The organism is Gemmatimonadaceae bacterium, from assembly GCA_019752115.1.
In the GTDB taxonomy this organism is placed as follows: Bacteria; Gemmatimonadota; Gemmatimonadetes; order Gemmatimonadales; family Gemmatimonadaceae; genus Gemmatimonas.
In genome coordinates, this window is sequence record JAIEMN010000012.1 from 21,546 (window position 1) to 40,366 (window position 18,821).

The 18,821-nt window shown below is 69.0% G+C and carries 16 protein-coding genes; 4 read left to right on the plus strand and 12 right to left on the minus strand.

The window, feature by feature from the left end; all coding sequences use genetic code 11:
* Positions 1–70: 70 nt before the first annotated feature.
* Genes lepB through K2R93_06160 form a run of 5 tightly spaced genes read right to left on the minus strand, consistent with a single transcriptional unit; the run spans position 71 to position 5,046 of the window.
* Positions 71–799, minus strand: coding sequence for a signal peptidase I (gene lepB / locus K2R93_06140; protein ID MBY0489402.1), 729 nt, complete (start codon positions 797–799; stop codon positions 71–73).
* Between the two features lie 9 nt (positions 800–808).
* Positions 809–2,293, minus strand: coding sequence for an aldehyde dehydrogenase family protein (locus tag K2R93_06145; protein MBY0489403.1), 1,485 nt, complete (start codon positions 2,291–2,293; stop codon positions 809–811).
* Positions 2,290–2,868, minus strand: a complete 579-nt coding sequence (locus K2R93_06150) for a hypothetical protein (protein MBY0489404.1) — start codon at positions 2,866–2,868, stop codon at positions 2,290–2,292. Before K2R93_06150 ends, K2R93_06145 begins: the two co-directional genes overlap by 4 nt.
* A 34-nt stretch (positions 2,869–2,902) precedes the next feature.
* Positions 2,903–4,276 (minus strand): sigma-54 dependent transcriptional regulator, encoded by a 1,374-nt coding sequence (locus K2R93_06155; protein MBY0489405.1) that lies wholly within the window; start codon positions 4,274–4,276, stop codon positions 2,903–2,905.
* Positions 4,273–5,046, minus strand: a complete 774-nt coding sequence (locus K2R93_06160; protein ID MBY0489406.1) for a hypothetical protein — start codon at positions 5,044–5,046, stop codon at positions 4,273–4,275. The genes K2R93_06155 and K2R93_06160 overlap by 4 nt, the downstream gene beginning before the upstream one ends.
* A gap of 179 nt (positions 5,047–5,225) precedes the next feature.
* Here K2R93_06160 and K2R93_06165 point away from each other — a divergent pair, with 179 nt between their 5' ends.
* Positions 5,226–6,020, plus strand: a complete 795-nt coding sequence (locus K2R93_06165; protein MBY0489407.1) for a hypothetical protein — start codon at positions 5,226–5,228, stop codon at positions 6,018–6,020.
* Between the two features lie 37 nt (positions 6,021–6,057).
* Here the strand turns inward: K2R93_06165 and K2R93_06170 are convergent, their stop codons facing one another.
* From K2R93_06170 to K2R93_06180, 3 genes are all read right to left on the minus strand, one after another.
* Positions 6,058–7,266, minus strand: a complete 1,209-nt coding sequence (locus tag K2R93_06170) for a S8 family peptidase (protein MBY0489408.1) — start codon at positions 7,264–7,266, stop codon at positions 6,058–6,060.
* A gap of 133 nt (positions 7,267–7,399) precedes the next feature.
* Entirely contained in the window at positions 7,400–8,974 is a 1,575-nt protein-coding gene (locus K2R93_06175) for a YifB family Mg chelatase-like AAA ATPase (GenBank protein ID MBY0489409.1), read from the minus strand.
* An 85-nt stretch (positions 8,975–9,059) separates the two neighbouring features.
* The gene (locus K2R93_06180) at positions 9,060–11,147 is read right to left on the minus strand and encodes a S9 family peptidase (GenBank protein MBY0489410.1); all 2,088 of its coding nucleotides are present in this window, start codon (positions 11,145–11,147) and stop codon (positions 9,060–9,062) included.
* Positions 11,148–11,266: 119 nt separating this feature from the next.
* On the opposite strand from K2R93_06180, the gene K2R93_06185 reads away from it, so the two are divergent.
* Positions 11,267–12,139 carry an N-acyl homoserine lactonase family protein gene (locus tag K2R93_06185; protein MBY0489411.1) on the plus strand — a complete coding sequence of 291 codons (873 nt, stop codon included), beginning with the start codon at positions 11,267–11,269 and terminating at the stop codon, positions 12,137–12,139.
* Positions 12,140–12,145: 6 nt separating this feature from the next.
* On the opposite strand, the gene K2R93_06190 is transcribed toward K2R93_06185, so the two are convergent.
* On the minus strand, positions 12,146–13,777 hold the full coding sequence (locus tag K2R93_06190) for a D-aminoacylase (protein MBY0489412.1): 1,632 nt from the start codon (positions 13,775–13,777) through the stop codon (positions 12,146–12,148).
* Positions 13,777–14,115 carry an FKBP-type peptidyl-prolyl cis-trans isomerase gene (locus K2R93_06195; protein MBY0489413.1) on the minus strand — a complete coding sequence of 113 codons (339 nt, stop codon included), beginning with the start codon at positions 14,113–14,115 and terminating at the stop codon, positions 13,777–13,779. The genes K2R93_06190 and K2R93_06195 overlap by 1 nt, the downstream gene beginning before the upstream one ends.
* Before the next feature lie 329 nt (positions 14,116–14,444).
* Here K2R93_06195 and K2R93_06200 point away from each other — a divergent pair, with 329 nt between their 5' ends.
* Complete coding sequence (locus K2R93_06200; GenBank protein ID MBY0489414.1) at positions 14,445–15,791, plus strand: threonine/serine exporter family protein; 1,347 nt, start codon at positions 14,445–14,447, stop codon at positions 15,789–15,791.
* Between the two features lie 19 nt (positions 15,792–15,810).
* Here K2R93_06200 and K2R93_06205 read toward each other — a convergent pair whose 3' ends face one another.
* The gene (locus K2R93_06205; protein ID MBY0489415.1) at positions 15,811–17,151 is read right to left on the minus strand and encodes an MFS transporter; all 1,341 of its coding nucleotides are present in this window, start codon (positions 17,149–17,151) and stop codon (positions 15,811–15,813) included.
* A gap of 73 nt (positions 17,152–17,224) precedes the next feature.
* Here K2R93_06205 and K2R93_06210 point away from each other — a divergent pair, with 73 nt between their 5' ends.
* Positions 17,225–18,013: a 4'-phosphopantetheinyl transferase superfamily protein gene (locus K2R93_06210; protein MBY0489416.1), complete on the plus strand. Its 789-nt coding sequence runs from the start codon at positions 17,225–17,227 to the stop codon at positions 18,011–18,013.
* A gap of 10 nt (positions 18,014–18,023) precedes the next feature.
* On the opposite strand, the gene K2R93_06215 is transcribed toward K2R93_06210, so the two are convergent.
* Positions 18,024–18,821 (minus strand): ubiquinone/menaquinone biosynthesis methyltransferase, encoded by a 798-nt coding sequence (locus tag K2R93_06215; protein MBY0489417.1) that lies wholly within the window; start codon positions 18,819–18,821, stop codon positions 18,024–18,026.

An 18,821-nucleotide genomic window follows, 5' to 3' on the forward strand; every position in this document is an offset into this window, starting at 1 on the left:
GGGTGATCTAGTCCACCCTCATTCGTCAACGCGTCCCGCCCGTTAATCCGGCGGAAGTGCGTCGGCGGTGCTACTCGACAGCCCGGCCGATGCGGGCCCAGCGCACATGTCCCCATCGGGATCCCCATCGGGATCCCCATCGGGGAAATGCCGACGTGGAGTCAGGTTCGACACTGAAATAGAGGCGCCACGGCGCACCGATGAGGCGCGGTTCGGGCACAAAGCCCCAGTAGCGGCTGTCGAGCGAATTATCGCGATGGTCCCCGAGCACAAAGAAGTGTCGCGGTGGCACCACAATTGGCCCCCAGGAATCGCGCACCGGTGCATCTGGACCGGTGGTCCGAAAGACCCAGGGCTCGCGAACCCGCGCACCATTGCGCTCCAACTGCCCGTCACGCATCGCCAGCGTGTCGCCCGGCAATCCCACGACGCGCTTCACGAAATGCTTGTCGGGATCGACTGGCCACGTGAACACGATCACATCGTCGCGCTGCGGCGTGCTCCATCCGGGAAGCCGCGTCGCAGTGAAAGGGAGGCGCGCCCCAAAGCGCAGCTTGTTCACCAGCAGAAAGTCGCCGGCGAGCAGCGTGCGCTCCATGCTCGCCGATGGGATCCGATAGGCTTCCACCGCCACGGTGCGGAGCAGGACGTACAGCACGAGCGCGGCGGCGAGGATCCGCACCCACTCGCGACGCCCCGCCCGCCCGCGCTGCCCGGCGCGACTGGCACGCCGGGCGCCGCGCGCCCGATTGGCCGCGCGCAGCGCCTCCGCACGCCGATCCAGACCGACCGGCGCCATCAAAATGTCTCAGTAGTTGTCAATCTGAGCGCGCTGCAACGCGCCCGAGTAGTCGACGTAGCCGACCTTGGTTTCCGAATAGAACTCGTACACTTCCCACCCGCCCTCGCGGTGACCGTTGCCGGTCTCCTTCACCCCACCGAACGGCAGGTGCGCCTCGGCGCCGATGGTGGGGGCATTCACGTAGGTGATGCCGTTGTCGAGCTCCTGCATGGCCCGGAACGCCACGTTCACGTTGCGCGTGTAGACGCTGCTGGAGAGCCCGTAGCGCACACCGTTGTTCACGGCGAAGGCTTCGTCCACACTCTCGACGCGAATCACCGAGAGCACGGGGCCAAAGATCTCTTCCTGATCGAGCCGCGAGCCGGCGGTCACGCCGGTGAAGATCGTCGGCTGGAAGAAGAAGCCGCGGTCGAGCCCCTCCCCGGTCGCGCGCGCGCCACCGCATACAAGCGTGGCGCCCTGCTGCTTGCCGATCTCGATGTAGCGCTCGACCTTCTCGCGCGCCGCTTCGTGCACGAGCGGCCCCACGTCGGTGCCGGCCTTGCGACCATCACCCAGCCTGAGCGTGCGGGCCCGCGCTTCGAGCCGCGCCACGAACGCGTCGTGAATGCCGGCCTGCAGGATCAGGCGGCTCGTGGCCGTGCAGCGCTGGCCCGTGGTGCCAAAGGCGCCCCAGAGCACGCCATCAAGCGCCAGATCGAGGTCGGCATCGTCGAGCACGATCTGCGCGTTCTTGCCGCCCATCTCGAGCGAGAGGCGCTTGTGCATGCGTCCGCACGTCTCCCCAACCAGACGACCCGTCTCGGTGCTGCCGGTAAACGAAATCACCGGCACGTCCGGATGCTCGACCAGCGCCTTGCCCACGACTTCGCCGTGCCCGTGCACCAGCTGGATGACCTCGGGCGGCAGCCCCGCTTCGAGGAGAATCTCGACCAGCACCGTGGCGGTGTGCGGCACATCTTCGGCCGGCTTGAGGATCACCGCATTGCCGCAGAGCAGCGCCGGGAACGCCTTCCAGGTCGGAATCGCCAGCGGGAAGTTGAAGGGCGTGATGAGGCCGCAGATGCCAATCGGGCGGCGCATACTCATCGCCCACTTGTTCGCCAGCTCACTGGGCACCGTATGCCCGAACAGCCGGCGTCCCTCGGTGGCGGCGTAGTAGGCGGTATCGATCCCTTCCTGCACATCGCCGCGCGTTTCGGCGAGCGGCTTGCCCATCTCGCGCGTCATGATGTCGGCGAGCTCTTCCTTGCGAAGGGCGAGCAGATCGCCAACTCGGCGCAGCACATCACCGCGCGCCGGCGCGGGCGTCCGCTTCCAGAGGGCAAAGCCGCGCTTGGCGCTGGCCACCGCCGCCTCGATGTCGGCTACGCCGGAGGCCGGAAACTGGCCGATCAGGTCCTGCTGATCGGCGGGATTGCGATTCTCGAAATACTGCCCGGTCGTCGGCGCGACCCAGTGGCCGCCGATGTAGTTCTTGAACGTGGTCATCCCGGAAATTTAGGCGACGGCGACCCTGCGGGGGCGCCCGGCGCGCCGCCGGCCGGTGTGGGCGCCGTCACCCCGCCCTCCGTGGACCCGGCGGGGCACGTCCACCCGGCCCCGCGATCGGCGGTCGGCACGGCGTAGCCCACCCGGGGCAACACCTCGCGCGCGCCCAGCACCACGCCCCACACGGTGACCAGCAGCGACGCGAGGTGCGCCCACCCCAGCCGATGGCGCCAGGTCCCGATCGCGCTCCAGACGCCCAGCAGCGCCACCCCGCCCGTGGCCGCGGTAAAGCCGATCAGCGGCGCCCCGCACTTGCCGGGCCACGGCCAGAACATGAGTCCCGCCGCCGCGGCCACCGCGATCAGCACCTTGAGCCAGCTGACCCAGGGCTTCCCGCTCGCCCCGCTCACCGACGGCATGGGCATCGCGGCGGCCCCTTTGCCGGTCGGCAGCGCCTTGGGCGCCCCGCCCTTCGCCGGCACCGGCGCCGACGTGGCCATCAGCTGCTCGTCGGAAATGCTCGCGAGCTGCTTGTCGATCTTGGCGAGTTCGGCTTCCCAGTTGCGGTCGGACATGATCGGCGGTGTAGAGGGCGGGGACGCACCGGCATCAGGCCGGCGAGCTTTCCCGTGTCAAAGCATAACGTTCGATCTTCTTGTAGAGATTCGACCGCGGCATGTCCAGCGCCCGCGCCGTCTCCGACACGTTCCAGTCGAACGCCCGCAGCTTGGCCAGCAAGAAGGCACGCTCGGCGGCCTGCTTGAACTCCTCGAAGGTCCCACAGTCGAGCAGGCTCCCCAGCCCCGCGGGCTCGGCGGCCCGCCGCCCCACCAGCCGCTCGACATCGGCCGCCTGAATCGTGGCCGCATTGGCGAGAATCACCAGCCGCTCCACGGTGTTGCGGAGCTCACGCACATTGCCGGGCCACTCGAGCTCGCTCAGTCGCTTGAGCGCCTCTTCGGAAATGCCACGCGCCGGCAGCCCGTCGCGCGCGGCGAACTGCTGCAGGAAGTGCACGACCAGCTGCGCGATATCCTCGCGCCGCTCGCGCAGCGGCGGCACCGTGATGGGCACGACGTTCAGCCGATAGAAGAGGTCTTCGCGAAAGCGCCCCTCTTTGATCTCGGCTTCAAGCTCCTTGTTCGTGGCGGCGAGCACGCGCACATCCACCTGCACCGGCTTGCTGCCGCCAATGCGCGTCACCACCCCGTCCTGCAGCACGCGCAGCACCTTGGCCTGCGCGCTCGACGACATGTCGCCGATCTCGTCGAGAAAGAGCGTGCCGCCATCGGCCTGTTCGAACTTGCCGGCGCGATCGCTCACGGCGCCGGTGAACGAGCCCTTCATGTGCCCAAAGAGTTCGCTCTCGATGAGCTCACTGGGGATGGCCGCGCAATTCACCTCCACGAACGGCTTCTTCGCCCGCGGCGACCCGCGATGAATGGCGCGCGCCACCAGTTCCTTGCCGGTGCCGTTCTCACCGGTGATGAGCACCCGCGCCGGTGTCGCCGCCACCTTCTCGATGCGATCGAGTAACGCGCGAATGCCGAAGCTGCGACCCACGATCTCGTACCGGCTTTCGATCGTCTCACGCAGCCGCGCGTTCTCTTCACTCAGTTGCCGCGTTGCGAAGGCGTTGCGCAGCAGCACGAGCACGCGATCGGTATCCAGCGGCTTTTCGAGAATGTCGTAGGCGCCCAGCTGCGTCGCCTCGACCGCCGTCTGAATCGTGGCGTGCCCGCTGATCATCACGACAGTGGCGTTCGGATCGGCCTGCCGGAGGCGCTTGAGTACCTCGAGCCCGTCGAGCCCCGCCATCTTCACATCGAGAAACACGAGCTGCGGCCGGAACGTGTCGTACGTCGCGATCCCCTCGGCGCCGCCGCTCGCGGTCTTCACCTCGAAGCCTTCGTACTCGAGCAGCTGCCCGAGGGCCTGACGAATACCGGGTTCGTCGTCGATGACGAGAATGCGTCTGCTCATGGCGTGGTCCGGGAAGTCGCGCCGGCCGCGGCGCGGTACAACGTCAGCGCGCCGTTCACCACGCGCGCATCACTCACATAACTGGGCAACGGTACCGGCAACCCGTCGGCGGCCAATGAATCGGACTGCGGCACCTTGTAGCGTGCGCGGCGTCGCAACGCACTCACGAGCCCGGGGATCACCCGCGTGGGGACATCGATCCCGGTGATGCGCAGCTCGCGCACACGGTACTGCGCCAGGCCGGGGCGCACGGGCTCCAGGACCCCGGCCAGGAACAAGGTGTCGTGCCCGTCGAGGGCGGCGCCAATCACCGACCCGAACGCGCCCTCCCCCGCGAAATCGCGCAGCGCCACATCGGCGCGCAGCAGGAGCAGGTCGCGGTTCAGTGCCAGGTCCACGGTGCGCGCGCTGGGCGGGAGCTGACGCAGCAACGGCGCCAGCAACCCTGCGACCTGCGCGGCCGACAGGCTCACATACGCCGGCCCCCCGCGCTTCCGAAGGGCGCTGACCGTGGTCCCCGCCTCCGGCGCCAGCGCGTCGGTGTTCACGGTCACCCATCCGAGCGCCGCGTCTCGCGCCCGACGCTCGGCCTCGCGCCGGGCCGCCTCTTCCTTCGCGATGCGTGCGCCCTCGGGGCTATCGAGCCGCTCGCTGCCGCGCGCCGCCACATCGGTCACCTTATCCGCCGCGCCACGCGCCGCGCGACCGAGCACACTCGGCAGGCGATCGCCATAGAGCCAATAGCCGGCGGCTCCGCCGACCAGGAGCACCGTGGCACAACCGATTCGCGTCAGACAGCCCAAGGGATGCGGGAGAGAGGTGAGCGGGAGAAGCTATGGACTCGACCGGGCGGGCGGCAGGCGCCGAGCGGCCGGTTGCTGGCGCGCCGGCGCCAGCCGCCGGCGGGTCGTACCCGTGATGGGCGGTGGGAGTTGCGCGTCCTTTCGACATGACGTCGCACCGTGCGGGACGGCCCCGCCTTCTTCGCTGGCTCGTCGGGGCGCTCCCGGTCGCCGCGCTCGTGGCGTGCGGGAAGGAGCTCGTCCCGCGCGATCTGGGCCCGCTCGACCTGGGCTACCACGGCCACTGCGCCATCATCAACGGGCGCTACGACGTGATCGAGCCGATCGTGCGCTGGGCGGTCGTGGAACGGGTGCTCCCGCCAGACACGAGCCGCCAGCAGATCGAGGCGTTCTCGCTGTTGGGCAATGCCGACCGCTCGCTCCGGCTCATTGCGTGGTCGCGCGGCGAACGGCGCGACACGGTGCAGCTCCGCCGCGGACAGCACTATCGCTGCAGCGCCGAACGCGTCGTGATCGACCTCCCCGACCGCATGCCGGCGGGCACGATCGATCCGCGAGAAGGGACCGATGGGCGCCTGACGCGCACCCGCACCCTCGCGCTGGCGGTGGGCGCCGAAGGGGCGTTGACGGCCGAGTACACGCGCACCGGCGTGATTGGCTTGCGGATCCCGTGCGGCGCGAACTGTCGGTACGTCCCCGTGCCGTTCTCGTCGGTGACCACGCACAGCTGGACGCGTGTCTGGCCGGCGTATGAACGGGGCAAGCCGATTCCGCGCCGTTGGGCACCCCCGCGCGAACAGGCTCGGAATGATCGCATCGAAGCCGCCGAGCGGGCGTTGGAGCAAGGGGAGCGGATACCGACGCCGCCGATGATGCAATTGCGGCGGACCCGAACGGAAGACGCGGCCCGGGCGATGGAAAACGGGGGACCGCCGCTCTGAGCGGCCGCCCCCCGATTCCTAACCAGCCTGAAGCTGCTCAGTAGTTCGAGAACAGCAGCAGATTCGGCGAATTGCTCCCACGATTCAGCACGACGCCACTGGTAGCGTTCGCCCGCAGCGCGCTGACGACGGTTGCCGGCGAGGCCGCCGGATTTGCGCCGAGATAGAGCGCCGCCACCCCCGCGACGTGCGGCGTAGCCATCGACGTCCCGCTGATCGTGTTGGTGGCCGTGGTGCTCGTATACCAGGCGGAGGTGATCCCTGAGCCCGGCGCAAATAGATCAACGCAGCTCCCGTAGTTCGAGTACGACGCACGGGTGTCCGTCGTCGTGGTTGCCCCCACGGTGATCGCCGCGGCCACGCGCGCCGGCGAGAAGTTGCAGGCGTTCAGATTGCTGTTGCCGGCGGCGATCGCGAAGGTGACACCCTTGGTGATGGCGCGCTGCACGGCGGCGTCCAGCGCCGACGACGCACCACCGCCGAGACTCATGTTGGCAACCGCCGGCAGGGTGGCGTTGGCCGTGACCCAGTCGATCCCCGCGATCACGCCCGACGTCGTGCCCGAGCCGTTGCAATCGAGCACGCGAACGGCGACCAGCCTGACGTTCTTGGCCACCCCAAAGGTGGAGCCACCGACCGTGCCCGCCACATGCGTCCCATGTCCGTTACAGTCGGTGGCGGTGCCACCGGTCGTGACGGCATCGAATCCGGCGATGGCGCGACCACCGAACTGCGTGTGCGACGTCAGAATGCCGGTGTCGATGATGTAGGCCGTGACACCGCTGCCGGAGCCGGTGTAGCTGTACGTGGTGCTGAGCGGCAGGGTACGTTGATCGACGCGATCAAGCCCCCACGTGGCACCGGTCTGCGTCGCCGACGCCGTGTAGATCTGCTCGTGTTCCACGAACGCAACGCGCGGGTCGCGGGCCACGCGATCGGCATCACCGGCCGACTTGAGGCGGACGGTGAAGCCCTTGAGTGCGCTGCGATAGGTGCCGAGCACCCGTCCGCCATTGCGGCTCGCCACGTCATCGGCGTCGCCGTCGATGTCCTGCACATTGTCCTTGAGCACGACGATGTAGTCGTTGTCGTTCTGGTCGTCGTCGTCCTGATCGCTGCTCTTCGGGTTCTTCGACGACGAGAAGAGGGGGCGATCGCTCTGGTCCGAGGGTGCGACCGATTCGGGCGACGAACAGGCCGCGAGCGCGAGGAGGGCGGCTGCGGAGAGGAATGAGGATCGACGCATGAGGGAGGGATTGAGGGTCGCTGGCGGGACGAACGGCGCGAGATCCCCCACGAAATTCGTCCCAGTTCGCAATCGCACAAGTACCCACCGTCACAATCCCAGTGCCTTGTGTCACACGGGCGGCGGCCCTCACCTACCCACTCGCGGGGGCCCCACGGACCGCGCCGCCCGCTTCCGGATGGTCCATCGGTCGATAGCGCAGGGCCTCCGCGACGTGCGGCGGGCCCACGCTCTCCTCTTCGGCGAGGTCGGCAATCGTGCGCGCCACCCGGAGCACCCGATGATACGCTCGCGCGGAGAGCAGGAGTCGATCGGCTGCCCGCACGAGGAGGGAGCGCGCTTCCGGGAGGAGGCGGGCCGCGGGGGCGATGAGGCGCACCGGGGCCGTGGCATTGGTGAACGCACTGGCGGACGCGCCGCCGCTGGACGCGTATCGCGTGGCCTGTCGCGATCGTGCCGCGAGGACGCGCCCCCGCAGGATGGCCGACCGAGGAGCGGTCGACTGTTCAGCGAGCGCGTCGGGCGGCACGCGGCGGACGGGGACGTGGAGATCGATGCGATCGGCGAGCGGCCCCGAGAGTCGGGCGCGGTGGCGTTCGAGGTCGGTGAGGGAGCAGCGGCAGGGTTTGTCATCGCAGCCGGCGTAACCGCAGGGACACGGATTGCTGGCCGCCACGAGCGAGAAGCGCGAGGGGAAGCCCACGGCGCGCGCGGCGCGGGCGACGACCACGTGGCCATCTTCGAGTGGCTGTCGCAGGGCCTCGAGAGTGTGTCGCGGGAAGAGGGAGAGTTCGTCGAGAAAAAGCACGCCATGATGGGCGAGGCTCACTTCGCCGGGGCGCGGCCATCCGCCGCCCCCAATGAGTCCCGCGGTGGAGATCGAGTGATGCGGCGCGCGAAAGGGGCGCGCGAGACTGGCGAGCGAGGCGTGAGCCGCGCCGAGTACGCCGGCGACCGAGTGAATGGCCAGCACCTCGAGGGCTTCGTGTTCGTGCAGGGGTGGCAGGATGCCCGGGAGTCGGCGCGCGAGCATGGTTTTGCCGGCGCCGGGTGGGCCGACGAGCAGGAGATTGTGTCCGCCGGCGGCGGCGATTTCCACCGCGCGGAGGGCGGTCTCCTGCCCCACGATGTCGGCCATGTCGGGCACGTCTTCAATCACCGCGTCGCGTCCCGCCGGCTTGGCATCCGGGCGAGCCGTGCCATCGCGCAGCGCGGTGACGAGTTCGGTGAGGGTCCGGGGCGCCATGGCACGCGCCTGGGGCACGCGCAGCGCTTCGGCGAGATTGTCGGGCGGCACGATGAGCAGGGCGTCGCTGGTCGCGGCGATGTGACGCGCGACAGCGAGCACCCCGCGAACGGCCCGGAGTTGTCCATCGAGCCCGAGCTCACCGATCGCGCAGAGATTGGCCAGACTCCCGTCGGGGAGTTGGCCGCTGGCCGCCAGCAAGGCGAGGGCGATGGGGAGGTCGAAGGCGGTGCCCGTTTTGGGGAGGTCTCCGGGCTGGAGATTCACCGTGACGCGTCGGGGCGGCACGGTGAACCCCGAGTTGGCCAGCGCCGCGTGCACGCGGTCGCGGCTCTCCTTCACTGCCGTCGCGGCGAGCCCGACGAGCGTCCATTGGGGTAGCCCATTGGCTACATGCACTTCAACGAGGACATCGACGGCATCGATGCCCAGGACGGCGGCGGAAGCAACGGCGGCAAGCATGGAGCCATGCTAGGGCTGCCGGTGTCCGTGTGTGTCACCGAACGAACGCGCGTTGGATCATTCCAACGCGCGTCGCCGGTGGGGCTCAGTGCATCGCCGCCTTGGTGCCCGTGCCGAGGGTGTGCTTCGCGATCCACTCATACTCGCGCTTCATGCGGTCGAGCTGGTGGTAGTACTCGGTGAAGCCGTGCCCTTCGCGCGGGTAGAACACCAGCTCCACCGTCTTGCCGCGGTCCTTGAGGGCGCGGTAGAACTCCATCGGCTGCCCGATCGGCACGCGCTCGTCGTTGCCGCCGTGCAGGATCAGGAGCGGCGTCGTGACCTTGTCGCTGTAGGAGATGCCCGAGCGCTCGAGATACTTCTTGATGCTCGGGTTCACGATGGAACCGTCGTACTGCGGGTCGCCGAAGAACGTGTTGATGTAGCCGGGAATGTCGGTGGTGCCCGCCATCGAGAGCAGGCTCGGCAGGCCGGCGCCCATCATGGCGGCCTTGAAGCGCCCGGTCTGCGACACGACCCAGCTCGTCATGTACCCGCCGTAGCTCCACCCTTCGAACGCCATGCGCGTGGAGTCCACGACACCGCGCTTGATGAGCGCGTCGACGCCGGTCATGATGTCCTTGTAGTCGCCGCCGCCCCAGTCGCCGGTGTTGGCGTGCATCCACCATTCACCGTAGCCGGTGGAGCCGCGCGGGTTCGGATAGAACACCGCCCAGCCGCGGGCGGCCCAGGTCTGCCCCGGGTCGGTGCCGAGCTTGAAGGCCGCGGTGTGCGCCCCCGTCGGGCCGCCATGCGCACTCACGATGAGCGGCACCTTGGCGCCCTCCTTGTAGCCCACCGGCAGCAGCAGCACCCCCTCGGCGTCCTTGCCGTCAAAGCTCTTCCAGCTCACCACCTGCGATGCACCAAGGGCGCGGTCGCTGAGCCAGGCGTTGGTCGTGGTCAGTCGCTTGGGTGCGGCGAAGCTCGCGTCGGTCACGTAGACCTCGGTGGGCCAGTCGGCGCTGTTGAGCGCGAGGGCGAACTTCGAGCCATCCGCATTGGGCGAGAGGCCGCCCACGAGCAGCTTCTGCGTGCGCTGTGTGTACTTCTTGGCGGCCACGTCGTAGCTGTACAGCGACTGGTAGACGCGATCGCTGGCGGTGAACCAGAGCTCCTTGCCGTTGGGCGACCAGCGGACCGCGCCGGCGCTCACGTCGAACGTGGCCTGCTTGTGGCTCGTCATGGCCTTCGTGGCGACATCCATCGTGACGATGAACGCGTTCCACAGCGTGCGGGCCATGATGCCGTCCTTGTGCGGCGCGAACTCGTGCGGCACGCTCGTCCAGGCGAGCGTCTTGCCGTCGGGCGAGAACGCCGGCGCCGACTCCACGTCATGGTTCGTGGTGAGCGGCGTGAGCTGCTTGCTCGCTACCTCCACGAGGTACGCATCGTGGCGCTCGTCGCGAATGAGCGTGGTGGGCGCCGCATAGAACGCCAGCGTCTTGCCATCGGGGGACCAGCTCGGCAGCGCGCTCACGGTGAAGTTGCCGCTCGTGATCTTGCTCGCCGCGCCCGTGGTGGCGTCCACGACCCAGATGTGCACGAGGCGGAAGTCGCTCTCGAACACCTTCGGGTCATCGCGACGGCGCGCCTTCGCTTCCTGCTCGCGCGTGAGCGTATCGGTGGTGAGGATGGCGAGCTTGCTGCCATCGGGGCTCCACACATAGCCGCTTACGCCGTCCTTGATGCTCGTGAGCTGACGCGCCTCACCGCCGTCGGCCGGCAGCAGCCAGATCTGCGGGCGCGGGCCATTCTCCCCGGTGCCGGTACCGCGCGCGGCCACGAAGGCGATCGTCTTGCCGTCGGGGCTCCAGGTGGGCTGGCTTTCGCCGCGCTCGCCGAACGTCAGCTGGCGGGCTGCGCCACCGGCCGACGGCACGATGAACACATGCGAGCGGCGCTCGTGCGTATCGCCGAGCGCGGTGTCGCCGCGGGCGTTGGGGTGTTCCCACGCGCTCACCGTGTAGAGCACGCGATTGCCGTCGGGGGACATGGCGATGCCCCCCACAGCCTTGAGACGCATCACATCGGATTCATCGAGGCCGCGCGACTGCGCGTCGGCGGCGACGGACCAGAGCAGGGGCACGACGGCCGCACCGAGGCGGACCGTGTGAGCAAGCAGACGGGACATGGTGTGTCCTGGGGGAGAGGCGGGAATCCGGCCCGCTCGGCACCAGCGCGCAAGCGGACCCGCGCACAATATTGACGTCGCCCCCGTCCCGCGCGAGCGCCTCCAGCCCGGTCGTCCCGATGCCCGACACCCTTCGCCGTCGTACGACGCGCCTGCTCGCTGGCCTGCTGCTCGCCGCGCCCGTGCATGCGCAGTCGCCGTCGCCGTCCCCGTCGCCATCGCGCGCCGCGACCGACGCCGTCTACGCCGTCCGCTACGGGACGCTGACCGCCTTCCCGGTCGCCTCGCTGATTGCCGGCGCGGACACCAGCCGTCGGATCGACGGCGCCCTGATGGTGTGGGTCATCACGCGCGCCAACGGCGAGGTGTGGATGGTCGACGCCGGGTTCTATCGGGAGAAGTTCATGACCCGCTGGAAACCCGCCGACTACGTCAAGCCATCGGACGCCATCGCGGCCCTCGGGATTCGCCCGGAGCAGGTGACCGACATCATCGTCTCGCACGTGCACTGGGATCACGCCGACGGGCTCGATCTCTTTCCGAAGGCGCGCGTGTGGATGCAGCAGGAGGAGTTCACACACCACGTCGGCGACGGTGGCACCTCGCTCGATCGCATGCTGGACCCGGTGGACGCGCCCATGTTCTGGCAGATCAAACAGGAGGGGCGACTGCGGCTGGTGCAGGGCGACGCGCAGTCACTTGCGCCGGGGATCACCGTGTACACGGGCGGCCGCCATACCTTTGCGTCGCAGTACGCCGTCGTCGAGACGCCAACGGGGCGCGTCGTGCTCGCATCCGATAACGCGTATCTCTACGAAAACCTCGACACCCACCAGCCGATCGCGCAGACGCTCGACAAGGCATCCAATCTGGCCGCGCAGGCTCGCATGCACGCGTTCGCCGCGAACGGCGGCGTGATCGTGCCGGGGCACGATCCGGCGGTCATGACGCGGTTTCCGCTGGTGAAGCCGAACGTGGTGCGGATCCGGTAGTGCGGTTCAGCGCTTGGGCGTGTGCGTCAGCACGCGCCCCGCGCGCACGCCGGTGGGCTTGGACGCCGCCACCGCCACCACGCCGTTCACCACCACCGTCTCGATCCCGCGTGGATACTGGTGCGGTTCGGTGAATGTGCTCAGGTCCTTCACGGTGGCCGGGTCGAACACCACCACATCCGCATAGGCGCCCACTTGCAGCACGCCGCGATCGGTCAGGCCGAGCCGCTGCGCCGGCATCTGCGTCATCTTGTGCACCGCGACCGGGAGCGTCAGCACGTGCTGCACGCGCACATACTCGCCAAGCACGCGCGGGAACGTGCCATAGGCACGCGGATGCGGATGCCCGTCGCCCGGCTGCGACAGGCGCCCGTCGCTCGCGATCATGGTAAACGGCGAGGCCATGATGCGGCGCACGTCGCTTTCGTCGAGAACGTGATAGATCGCATTGCCGCCGCCCTTGAGCATCGCCTCGAGCACCAGCTCGGCGCCGTGCTGCGGCGTAGGCGTGAGCCCGCGACGTGCCGCCCAGTCCTTGAGCGTCTTCCCCTCGAGGCTCTTGTCCCACGCCACGCGCGAGAACTGCACGCGCGCCAGATCGCCACCGCCGCGGTCGTTCAGAATGTTGTCCACGATGCCGGCCAGGATGCTGTCTTTCGTTGCCGGCCGCGCCACGCGTGCCCGGAACTCGGCATCACCACCGGCCATCGCCCAACTCGGCACGAGCACGCCGATGCCGGTGTGCGTGGCCGTGTACGGATACTGGTCGATCATCACATCCGTGCCGGCCTTTCGCGCACTGTCAACCATGGCGAGCGTCACCACGCTCTTCCCCCACATCTGCTGCCCCACCGCCTTGTGATGCGTGAGCATCACCGGGATGTGTGCCTGGCGTCCGATCTCGAGCGCTTCGCCTACGCCATCCAGCAGTCCGATGCCTTCCTTGCGCAGGTGCGACGTGTAGATGCCGCCACTGTCGCTCGCCACCTGCGCCAGCGCGATGACTTCGTCGACCTTGGAGTACGTGCCCGGGAGATAGAGCAGACCGGTGGACAGCCCGAAGGCGCCCTGCCCCATCGCTTCCGCCACCAGCCGGCGCATCTGCTGCAGTTCGTCGGCGCGCGGTGCGCGCGCGGCCATCCCCATCACGGTGCGCCGGACATCGTTGTGCCCCACGAGGTAGGCCACGTTGATGCCGGGCTTCGCGGTCCGCACCGAATCGAGATACGGCGCGAGCGGTAGCGGCGAACCGCCATCGGGGCCGCCAAGGGCGAGTGTGACCCCTTGCCGGAGTGCGCTCTCCATAAGCGGCAGCTGCAGGAGCGGCTCCAGATGCGCATGGAGATCGATGAACCCCGGCGTCACGGTGCGCCCGGTCGCGTCGATGACGCGTTTCGCGCGCCCAGTAGGCACCGACGCCGCGAGGGCAACAATGCGATCGCCGCGAATGCCCACGTCCAAACGTCGCGCGGCGGCCCCGGTGCCATCGAGCACCATGCCGCCGCGGATCACCACGTCAAAACTGTCAGCCGGTTGCGCCACGCGGGGCGCCGGCCGGTCGGCGCGCGTCGCGCTCCTGGTGGAGAGCCAGCCAACCGGAAAGGCCAGCGGCAGCAGGAGCGCGGCGCGGGCGCGCATTACTTGGCCGCCGTCAGTTCGACGTCGAACACCAGCGTCGAGTTCTGCGGAATACGGCTCGGATCGGGCGACTGGTTCGCGTAGGCCAGCGACGAGCCGATCACCAGCTTGCGCTTGCCACCCACCCGCATGCCCACGACGCCGAGATCCCACCCCGGAATCACGAAGCCGGCCCCGAGGGGGAACTTGAGGACCGTCTTGCCGACGTTGCTGTCGAACACCGTGCCCTTGGGAATCCAGCCGGTATAGAACACCGAGATCGTGTCGCCCGCCGCGGCCACCTTGCCGGTGCCGACGGTGAGGTCCTGAATGAACAGATTGTCGTTCACCTTCGTCATGTTGGAGATCACGACGCCGGTGGCCGACGCATACGTCTCGACCGCGGGATTGGAGGGGATATTGGGCACGGCGGTGGTGTCGGAGCCAAGGCAGGCGGTCAGGGTCAGCAGCGCGCCGACAAACGGCAGCGCACGGCGAATCGAAGGCAGAGCAAGACGCATGGACGGACCAGGTTGAGGACGCGCCGGTCGGCAGCGGTTGCCGACCTCGCGGAAAAGACCCGGGAAAGATAGCGCGTCCCTACCCCGGCGGGACGAGCGCCACGCCCGCGCGGGGGCCGCGAATGGCGCACGGTTGCGCCCTCCCCGGGGCTCGCCTACGCTGCGGTATGGCTACCCCGCGCCGCACCCCGGCTGACCTGCTGAGCATGACGCCCACCGACATGGAGCTGCACCGTGTCGTGGCGGCGACGCCGGCCATGACGGCAGGGGCCGATGACGCCCGGGCGCGATCCGCACGGCGGTTCATTTTGCAGCTCGCGCGCGCGCTGCATCAGCACGGGACGCCCGCGCACCGACTGGAAGCGGCACTCTCGACCGCGGCCCGCCGACTTGGGCTGCAGGCCGAGTTCTTCTCGACCCCCACCAGCATCATGGTCGGGATCGGCGCGCTCGAAGAGCAGCAGGTGCACCTGCTGCGCGTGGAGCCGGGCGAACCGAATCTCGGGCAACTCAACGCGCTGGGCGCGATCACGCGCGATGTCGTGGATGGGGTGATCACCCCGGACGAAGGGCTGCGGCGCATCGATGCGCTCGACGCCGAGCCCCCCACGTATCCGACGTGGCTCGTCGTGGTGGCCTTTGTGCTCTCGTCGGCGGCCGTCGCCTGCTTTCTCAAGGTCCGCACCGGCGACGTCGCCACCGCGTCGGTCCTTGGTCTGCTCGCGGGCGCGATTGCCATTCTCGCCGGCCGGTGGGAATCCACACGCCATGTCACCGAGCCCCTCGCCGCCTTCGTCGTCACCGCCGTGGCGTTTCTCGCCGACGCGGTGCTGCACACGCGCAGCGGCTATGCCACGTCGCTCGCCGGTCTCGTCGTGCTCTTTCCGGGCCTCACCTTCACCATCGCGCTCACCGAGCTGAGTACGCGACATCTCGCCTCGGGCACGGCCCGACTCAGCGGCGCGCTCGTGACGTTCCTCGGCCTCGGTTTCGGGCTCGCGTTGGGTGCCAAGGCGGGCGCGTGGGCCGGCGCTGGATTGAGTGACTCACTGCCGCAGCTCGCGGGGCTCCTTTCACGCGCCGAACTGCCCGTCTGGGCCGAGTGGGCAGGACTCATCGTGGCGCCGCTCGCGTTCACGGTGCTGCTGAACGGCCCACCACGCGACGCGCCGCTCATCGTGCTGGCCTGCGCCGTCGCCTACCTCACCTCCAAGTACGCCGGCGCCGCCATGGGTGAAGAACTCGGCGCGTTTCTCGGTGCGCTGGTCGTGACCGCCGGCAGCAACGTGCTCGCGCGCCTGCGACGCCGCGTGGCGATGGTGACGCAGGTGCCGGGGCTGCTCATTCTGGTCCCCGGGAGCATCGGCTTCCGCAGCGTGCGCAGTCTGCTCGATCAGCAGGTCGAAGCCGGCATCGCGACCGGGTTCCGCGTGGCGATCGTGGGCATCTCGCTCGCCGCGGGGATGCTCGCGGGGAATGTGGTCACGCGGGCGATGAATCGGGTACGGCGGTAGGGGGCCTCGAGCGCCGGCGCTACCGCTCCGCCGCCGCCGCCACCGTGGCCCGATACGCCGGACGCGCCCACGCGAGCAGCGCGAGCGTGATCGTCATGCCGATCACCGAGTTCACCGAGATGCTCCACCGCACGCCATCCGGTGCGTTGAAGACATGGTCGGTAAGCAGCGCCACCGCGGTGGGGCCGAGCGCGCCCGAGAGCAGATTCACCACGAGCTGATACACGGCGCTCCCCTGCCCGCGCAGTCGCGCCGGCATGGCTTCGGCAATGGCCGCGTTGGCGGCGCCCCACGGCAACGCGGCAAAGACATTCACCGGCAGGAGCAGTGCCGCGGCGAGATTCGCGTCGCTGAGCAGGGGAAAGGTTCCGGCGAGCACCAGCATGCCCAACGCGCCCACCATGCCCACGCGAATGGGGGCATCGACGTGACCCTTGCGCGTCCAGTAGTCGGTGAGGCGACCACCGGCGATCACGCCGAGCGGGCCGAGGATACCCGTCAGTACGCCCATCAGCGCACCCGTCTTGGCCACCGGCCATCCGTGCGCGCGCAGGAAGAATGCGGGCAGCCACGCGCCCATGCCGTAGTTCACGCTGGCCGAGCAGGCAAAGCCCAGCGACAGCGCGAGGATGGTGCGCGCGTGGCGCCGCACGTACGCGACGAGATCGCTCGACACCCCCGGCTCGTTCGCGCGGGCGGCTCGCGTGGCGACGGGTCTCGGCTCGCCCATGGTGAGCGCGAGCGCCGCGACGAGCAGACCAGGCAGCCCGATGATGAAGAAGGCCACCTGCCACGGGAAGACGTCACCCACGAAGGGCACGGTCATGCGTCCTTCGCCACTGAAGCGCCCCACGACGTACGCGCCCAACGCGTACGCCACGCCGCTGCCAGCGAACGTCCCCATCATGTACGTGCTCATCGCGAGACCGAGCTGTCGGCGCGGAAAGCGGTCGGCGATGATCGACACCGCCGCCGGCCCCAGCGTGGCTTCGCCCACGCCGATGCCGATGCGCGCGGCAAACAGCTGCGCATAGCTCGAGGCCATTCCGGTGAAGGCCGTCATGAGGCTCCACACGGCGGCGCCCAGCGCCACGATGCGCGGGCGATGTCCGCGATCCACCCACCGTCCGATCGGTAACCCCAGCACCGAGTAGAACACCACAAAGCTCAGCCCCATCAGGAGGCTCACCTGCGTGTCGGTGATGTGGAGGTCGCGCTTGATGGGCTCGACGAGCAGGTTCAGGATCTGGCGATCCACGAAGCCGGACACATTCGCGATCGTAAGAATCGCGACCGCATACCACGCTCTGGAAATGGAGCCTGTCGACGCCGGGGGCGTGTCGGTCGATTCGGAGGTCATGGCGGATTCGCGCACTCCGGAAAGCTGCCGAGACGCCAACGAAATTGCATCCCGGGGGGTACCTTTTGTTGGTATGCCATTCCCATCGGGCCCGACGACGGGTCACTCGTCCCCAGCGGCAGCGACGGCGTTGCCGCGTGTGCACGGCACGCCGGCGCACGCCCATCGGCCGGATGTGCAGTTGGTCCCCGTGCCGTGCCCGGTGATCACCAGCGACGAGGAGTGGCGCGAACAGCGCGTCGCGTTGATCGATAGCGGGCGGCTGCATGCGCGCGAGGCCACCATGGCCGACCTGTTGCCGGTGGCCCGCCGCGGCACCTTCGTCGGTGGGCGCATGGCCATGCGCGAAGCGCTCACCTCGGTGCTGGGCGTGGATACCGTTCCGCCCGTGATGCGCAACTCGCGCGGCGCGCCGGTGCTTCCGCCGGGCGTGACGGGCTCCATTTCACATAAGCGCGAGTTGGCGCTGGCGGCGGTCACGCGCCAGGATCAGGCCGTACGCCATGTGGGCGTGGATCTGGAAATGCGGCCATCGCTCGCCGATCTCGAACGCCCCTCGATCGCGCCGCGCATCCTGACCACCACCGAGCGCGCCGAGCTGACCGCGGAGCAGCTGGATCCCCTGGTGGAGCGCGAACGCGTACTCGTCCACTTTGCGGTGAAGGAAGCGGTCTACAAGGCGATCGACCCGTTCGTCGAACGCTATGTCGGCTTCACCGAAGTGGAGCTGATCGTGGATGCCAACGGCACCGCCGAAGTCGCCCTGCTGCTCCCGGAGCCGGTCGTGCAGGATGTGCGTGTCGAAGCGCAGTGGTTCGTGGACGGCGACTGGCTCGTCGCGACCGCGTTCTCGTACCGCTAGCGCAGTCGCGTCATCGCTTCCGCGCCACGTGGCGCACCACGCCGCCGAACAGATAGCGGCGGCCACTCACGACCTCGAACCCCTCGCGCTCGAGGAGCCGCGCAAAGTCGGCGTCGCTCATGAAGGCGTCGATGCTGTGCGCGATGTAGCCGTACACGACCGGGTCACGGTGCCAGAGCCAGCCGACCAGATTGCCGGCCGTGCGCAGGTACCACAGAAAGAGCGTCCGCCACCAGCGTGCGGCGGGGCGATAAAAATCGATGGTCGCCAGCAGACCGCCGGCACGCAGCACGCGCGCGATCTCCCGCACACTCTGCGCCGCACTCGGCACATTGCGAATGCCGTAGCTCGCCGTCACGACATCGATCGACGCATCGGGCTGCGGGAGCGCCATCATGTCGCCCACCACCGGTGCGACGCGATCGGCCACATCGCGATCCACGCCCGCCAGGCGACCATGAGCCGCCTCGATCATGCGGGGCGAGGCATCGAGCGCCGTCACCCGCGCCCGCGGCCACGCGCGCGCCAGGGCGCAGGCCACATCCCCGGTGCCACTGGCCAGATCGAGCGCCTCGCGCACCTCGAGACGCTCGCGCGCCACCACGGCCTGCACGGCCGCGAGCGCTTCGCGCTTCCACCCGGCGTCCATCCCGAAGGAGAAGAGCCGCGTGAACGCGTCGTAGCGCGGCGCGATGACGTCGAACATCGGCGTCACGAACGCCTGCTTCCGCTGCGGATCGGCGAGATGCGCCGCAACGTCGAGATCGCCGAGGCGAACGGGGCGGGAGGTGGGGGGCGGCAGCGTCAT

Excerpts from the sequence above, each read along its gene's own strand:
- K2R93_06215 (MBY0489417.1), bottom strand. The coding sequence starts at position 18,821 with ATGACGCTGCCGCCCCCCACCTCCCGCCCCGTTCGCCTCGGCGATCTC.
- K2R93_06195 (MBY0489413.1), bottom strand. The coding sequence starts at position 14,115 with ATGACGAAGGTGAACGACAATCTGTTCATTCAGGACCTCACCGTCGGC.
- K2R93_06185 (MBY0489411.1), top strand. The coding sequence starts at position 11,267 with ATGCCCGACACCCTTCGCCGTCGTACGACGCGCCTGCTCGCTGGCCTG.
- K2R93_06150 (MBY0489404.1), bottom strand. The coding sequence starts at position 2,868 with ATGTCCGACCGCAACTGGGAAGCCGAACTCGCCAAGATCGACAAGCAG.
- K2R93_06200 (MBY0489414.1), top strand. The coding sequence starts at position 14,445 with ATGGCTACCCCGCGCCGCACCCCGGCTGACCTGCTGAGCATGACGCCC.
- K2R93_06170 (MBY0489408.1), bottom strand. The coding sequence starts at position 7,266 with ATGCGTCGATCCTCATTCCTCTCCGCAGCCGCCCTCCTCGCGCTCGCG.
- K2R93_06155 (MBY0489405.1), bottom strand. The coding sequence starts at position 4,276 with ATGAGCAGACGCATTCTCGTCATCGACGACGAACCCGGTATTCGTCAG.
- K2R93_06205 (MBY0489415.1), bottom strand. The coding sequence starts at position 17,151 with ATGACCTCCGAATCGACCGACACGCCCCCGGCGTCGACAGGCTCCATT.
- K2R93_06210 (MBY0489416.1), top strand. The coding sequence starts at position 17,225 with ATGCCATTCCCATCGGGCCCGACGACGGGTCACTCGTCCCCAGCGGCA.
- K2R93_06145 (MBY0489403.1), bottom strand. The coding sequence starts at position 2,293 with ATGACCACGTTCAAGAACTACATCGGCGGCCACTGGGTCGCGCCGACG.
- K2R93_06175 (MBY0489409.1), bottom strand. The coding sequence starts at position 8,974 with ATGCTTGCCGCCGTTGCTTCCGCCGCCGTCCTGGGCATCGATGCCGTC.
- lepB (MBY0489402.1), bottom strand. The coding sequence starts at position 799 with ATGGCGCCGGTCGGTCTGGATCGGCGTGCGGAGGCGCTGCGCGCGGCC.
- K2R93_06190 (MBY0489412.1), bottom strand. The coding sequence starts at position 13,777 with ATGCGCGCCCGCGCCGCGCTCCTGCTGCCGCTGGCCTTTCCGGTTGGC.
- K2R93_06180 (MBY0489410.1), bottom strand. The coding sequence starts at position 11,147 with ATGTCCCGTCTGCTTGCTCACACGGTCCGCCTCGGTGCGGCCGTCGTG.
- K2R93_06165 (MBY0489407.1), top strand. The coding sequence starts at position 5,226 with ATGACGTCGCACCGTGCGGGACGGCCCCGCCTTCTTCGCTGGCTCGTC.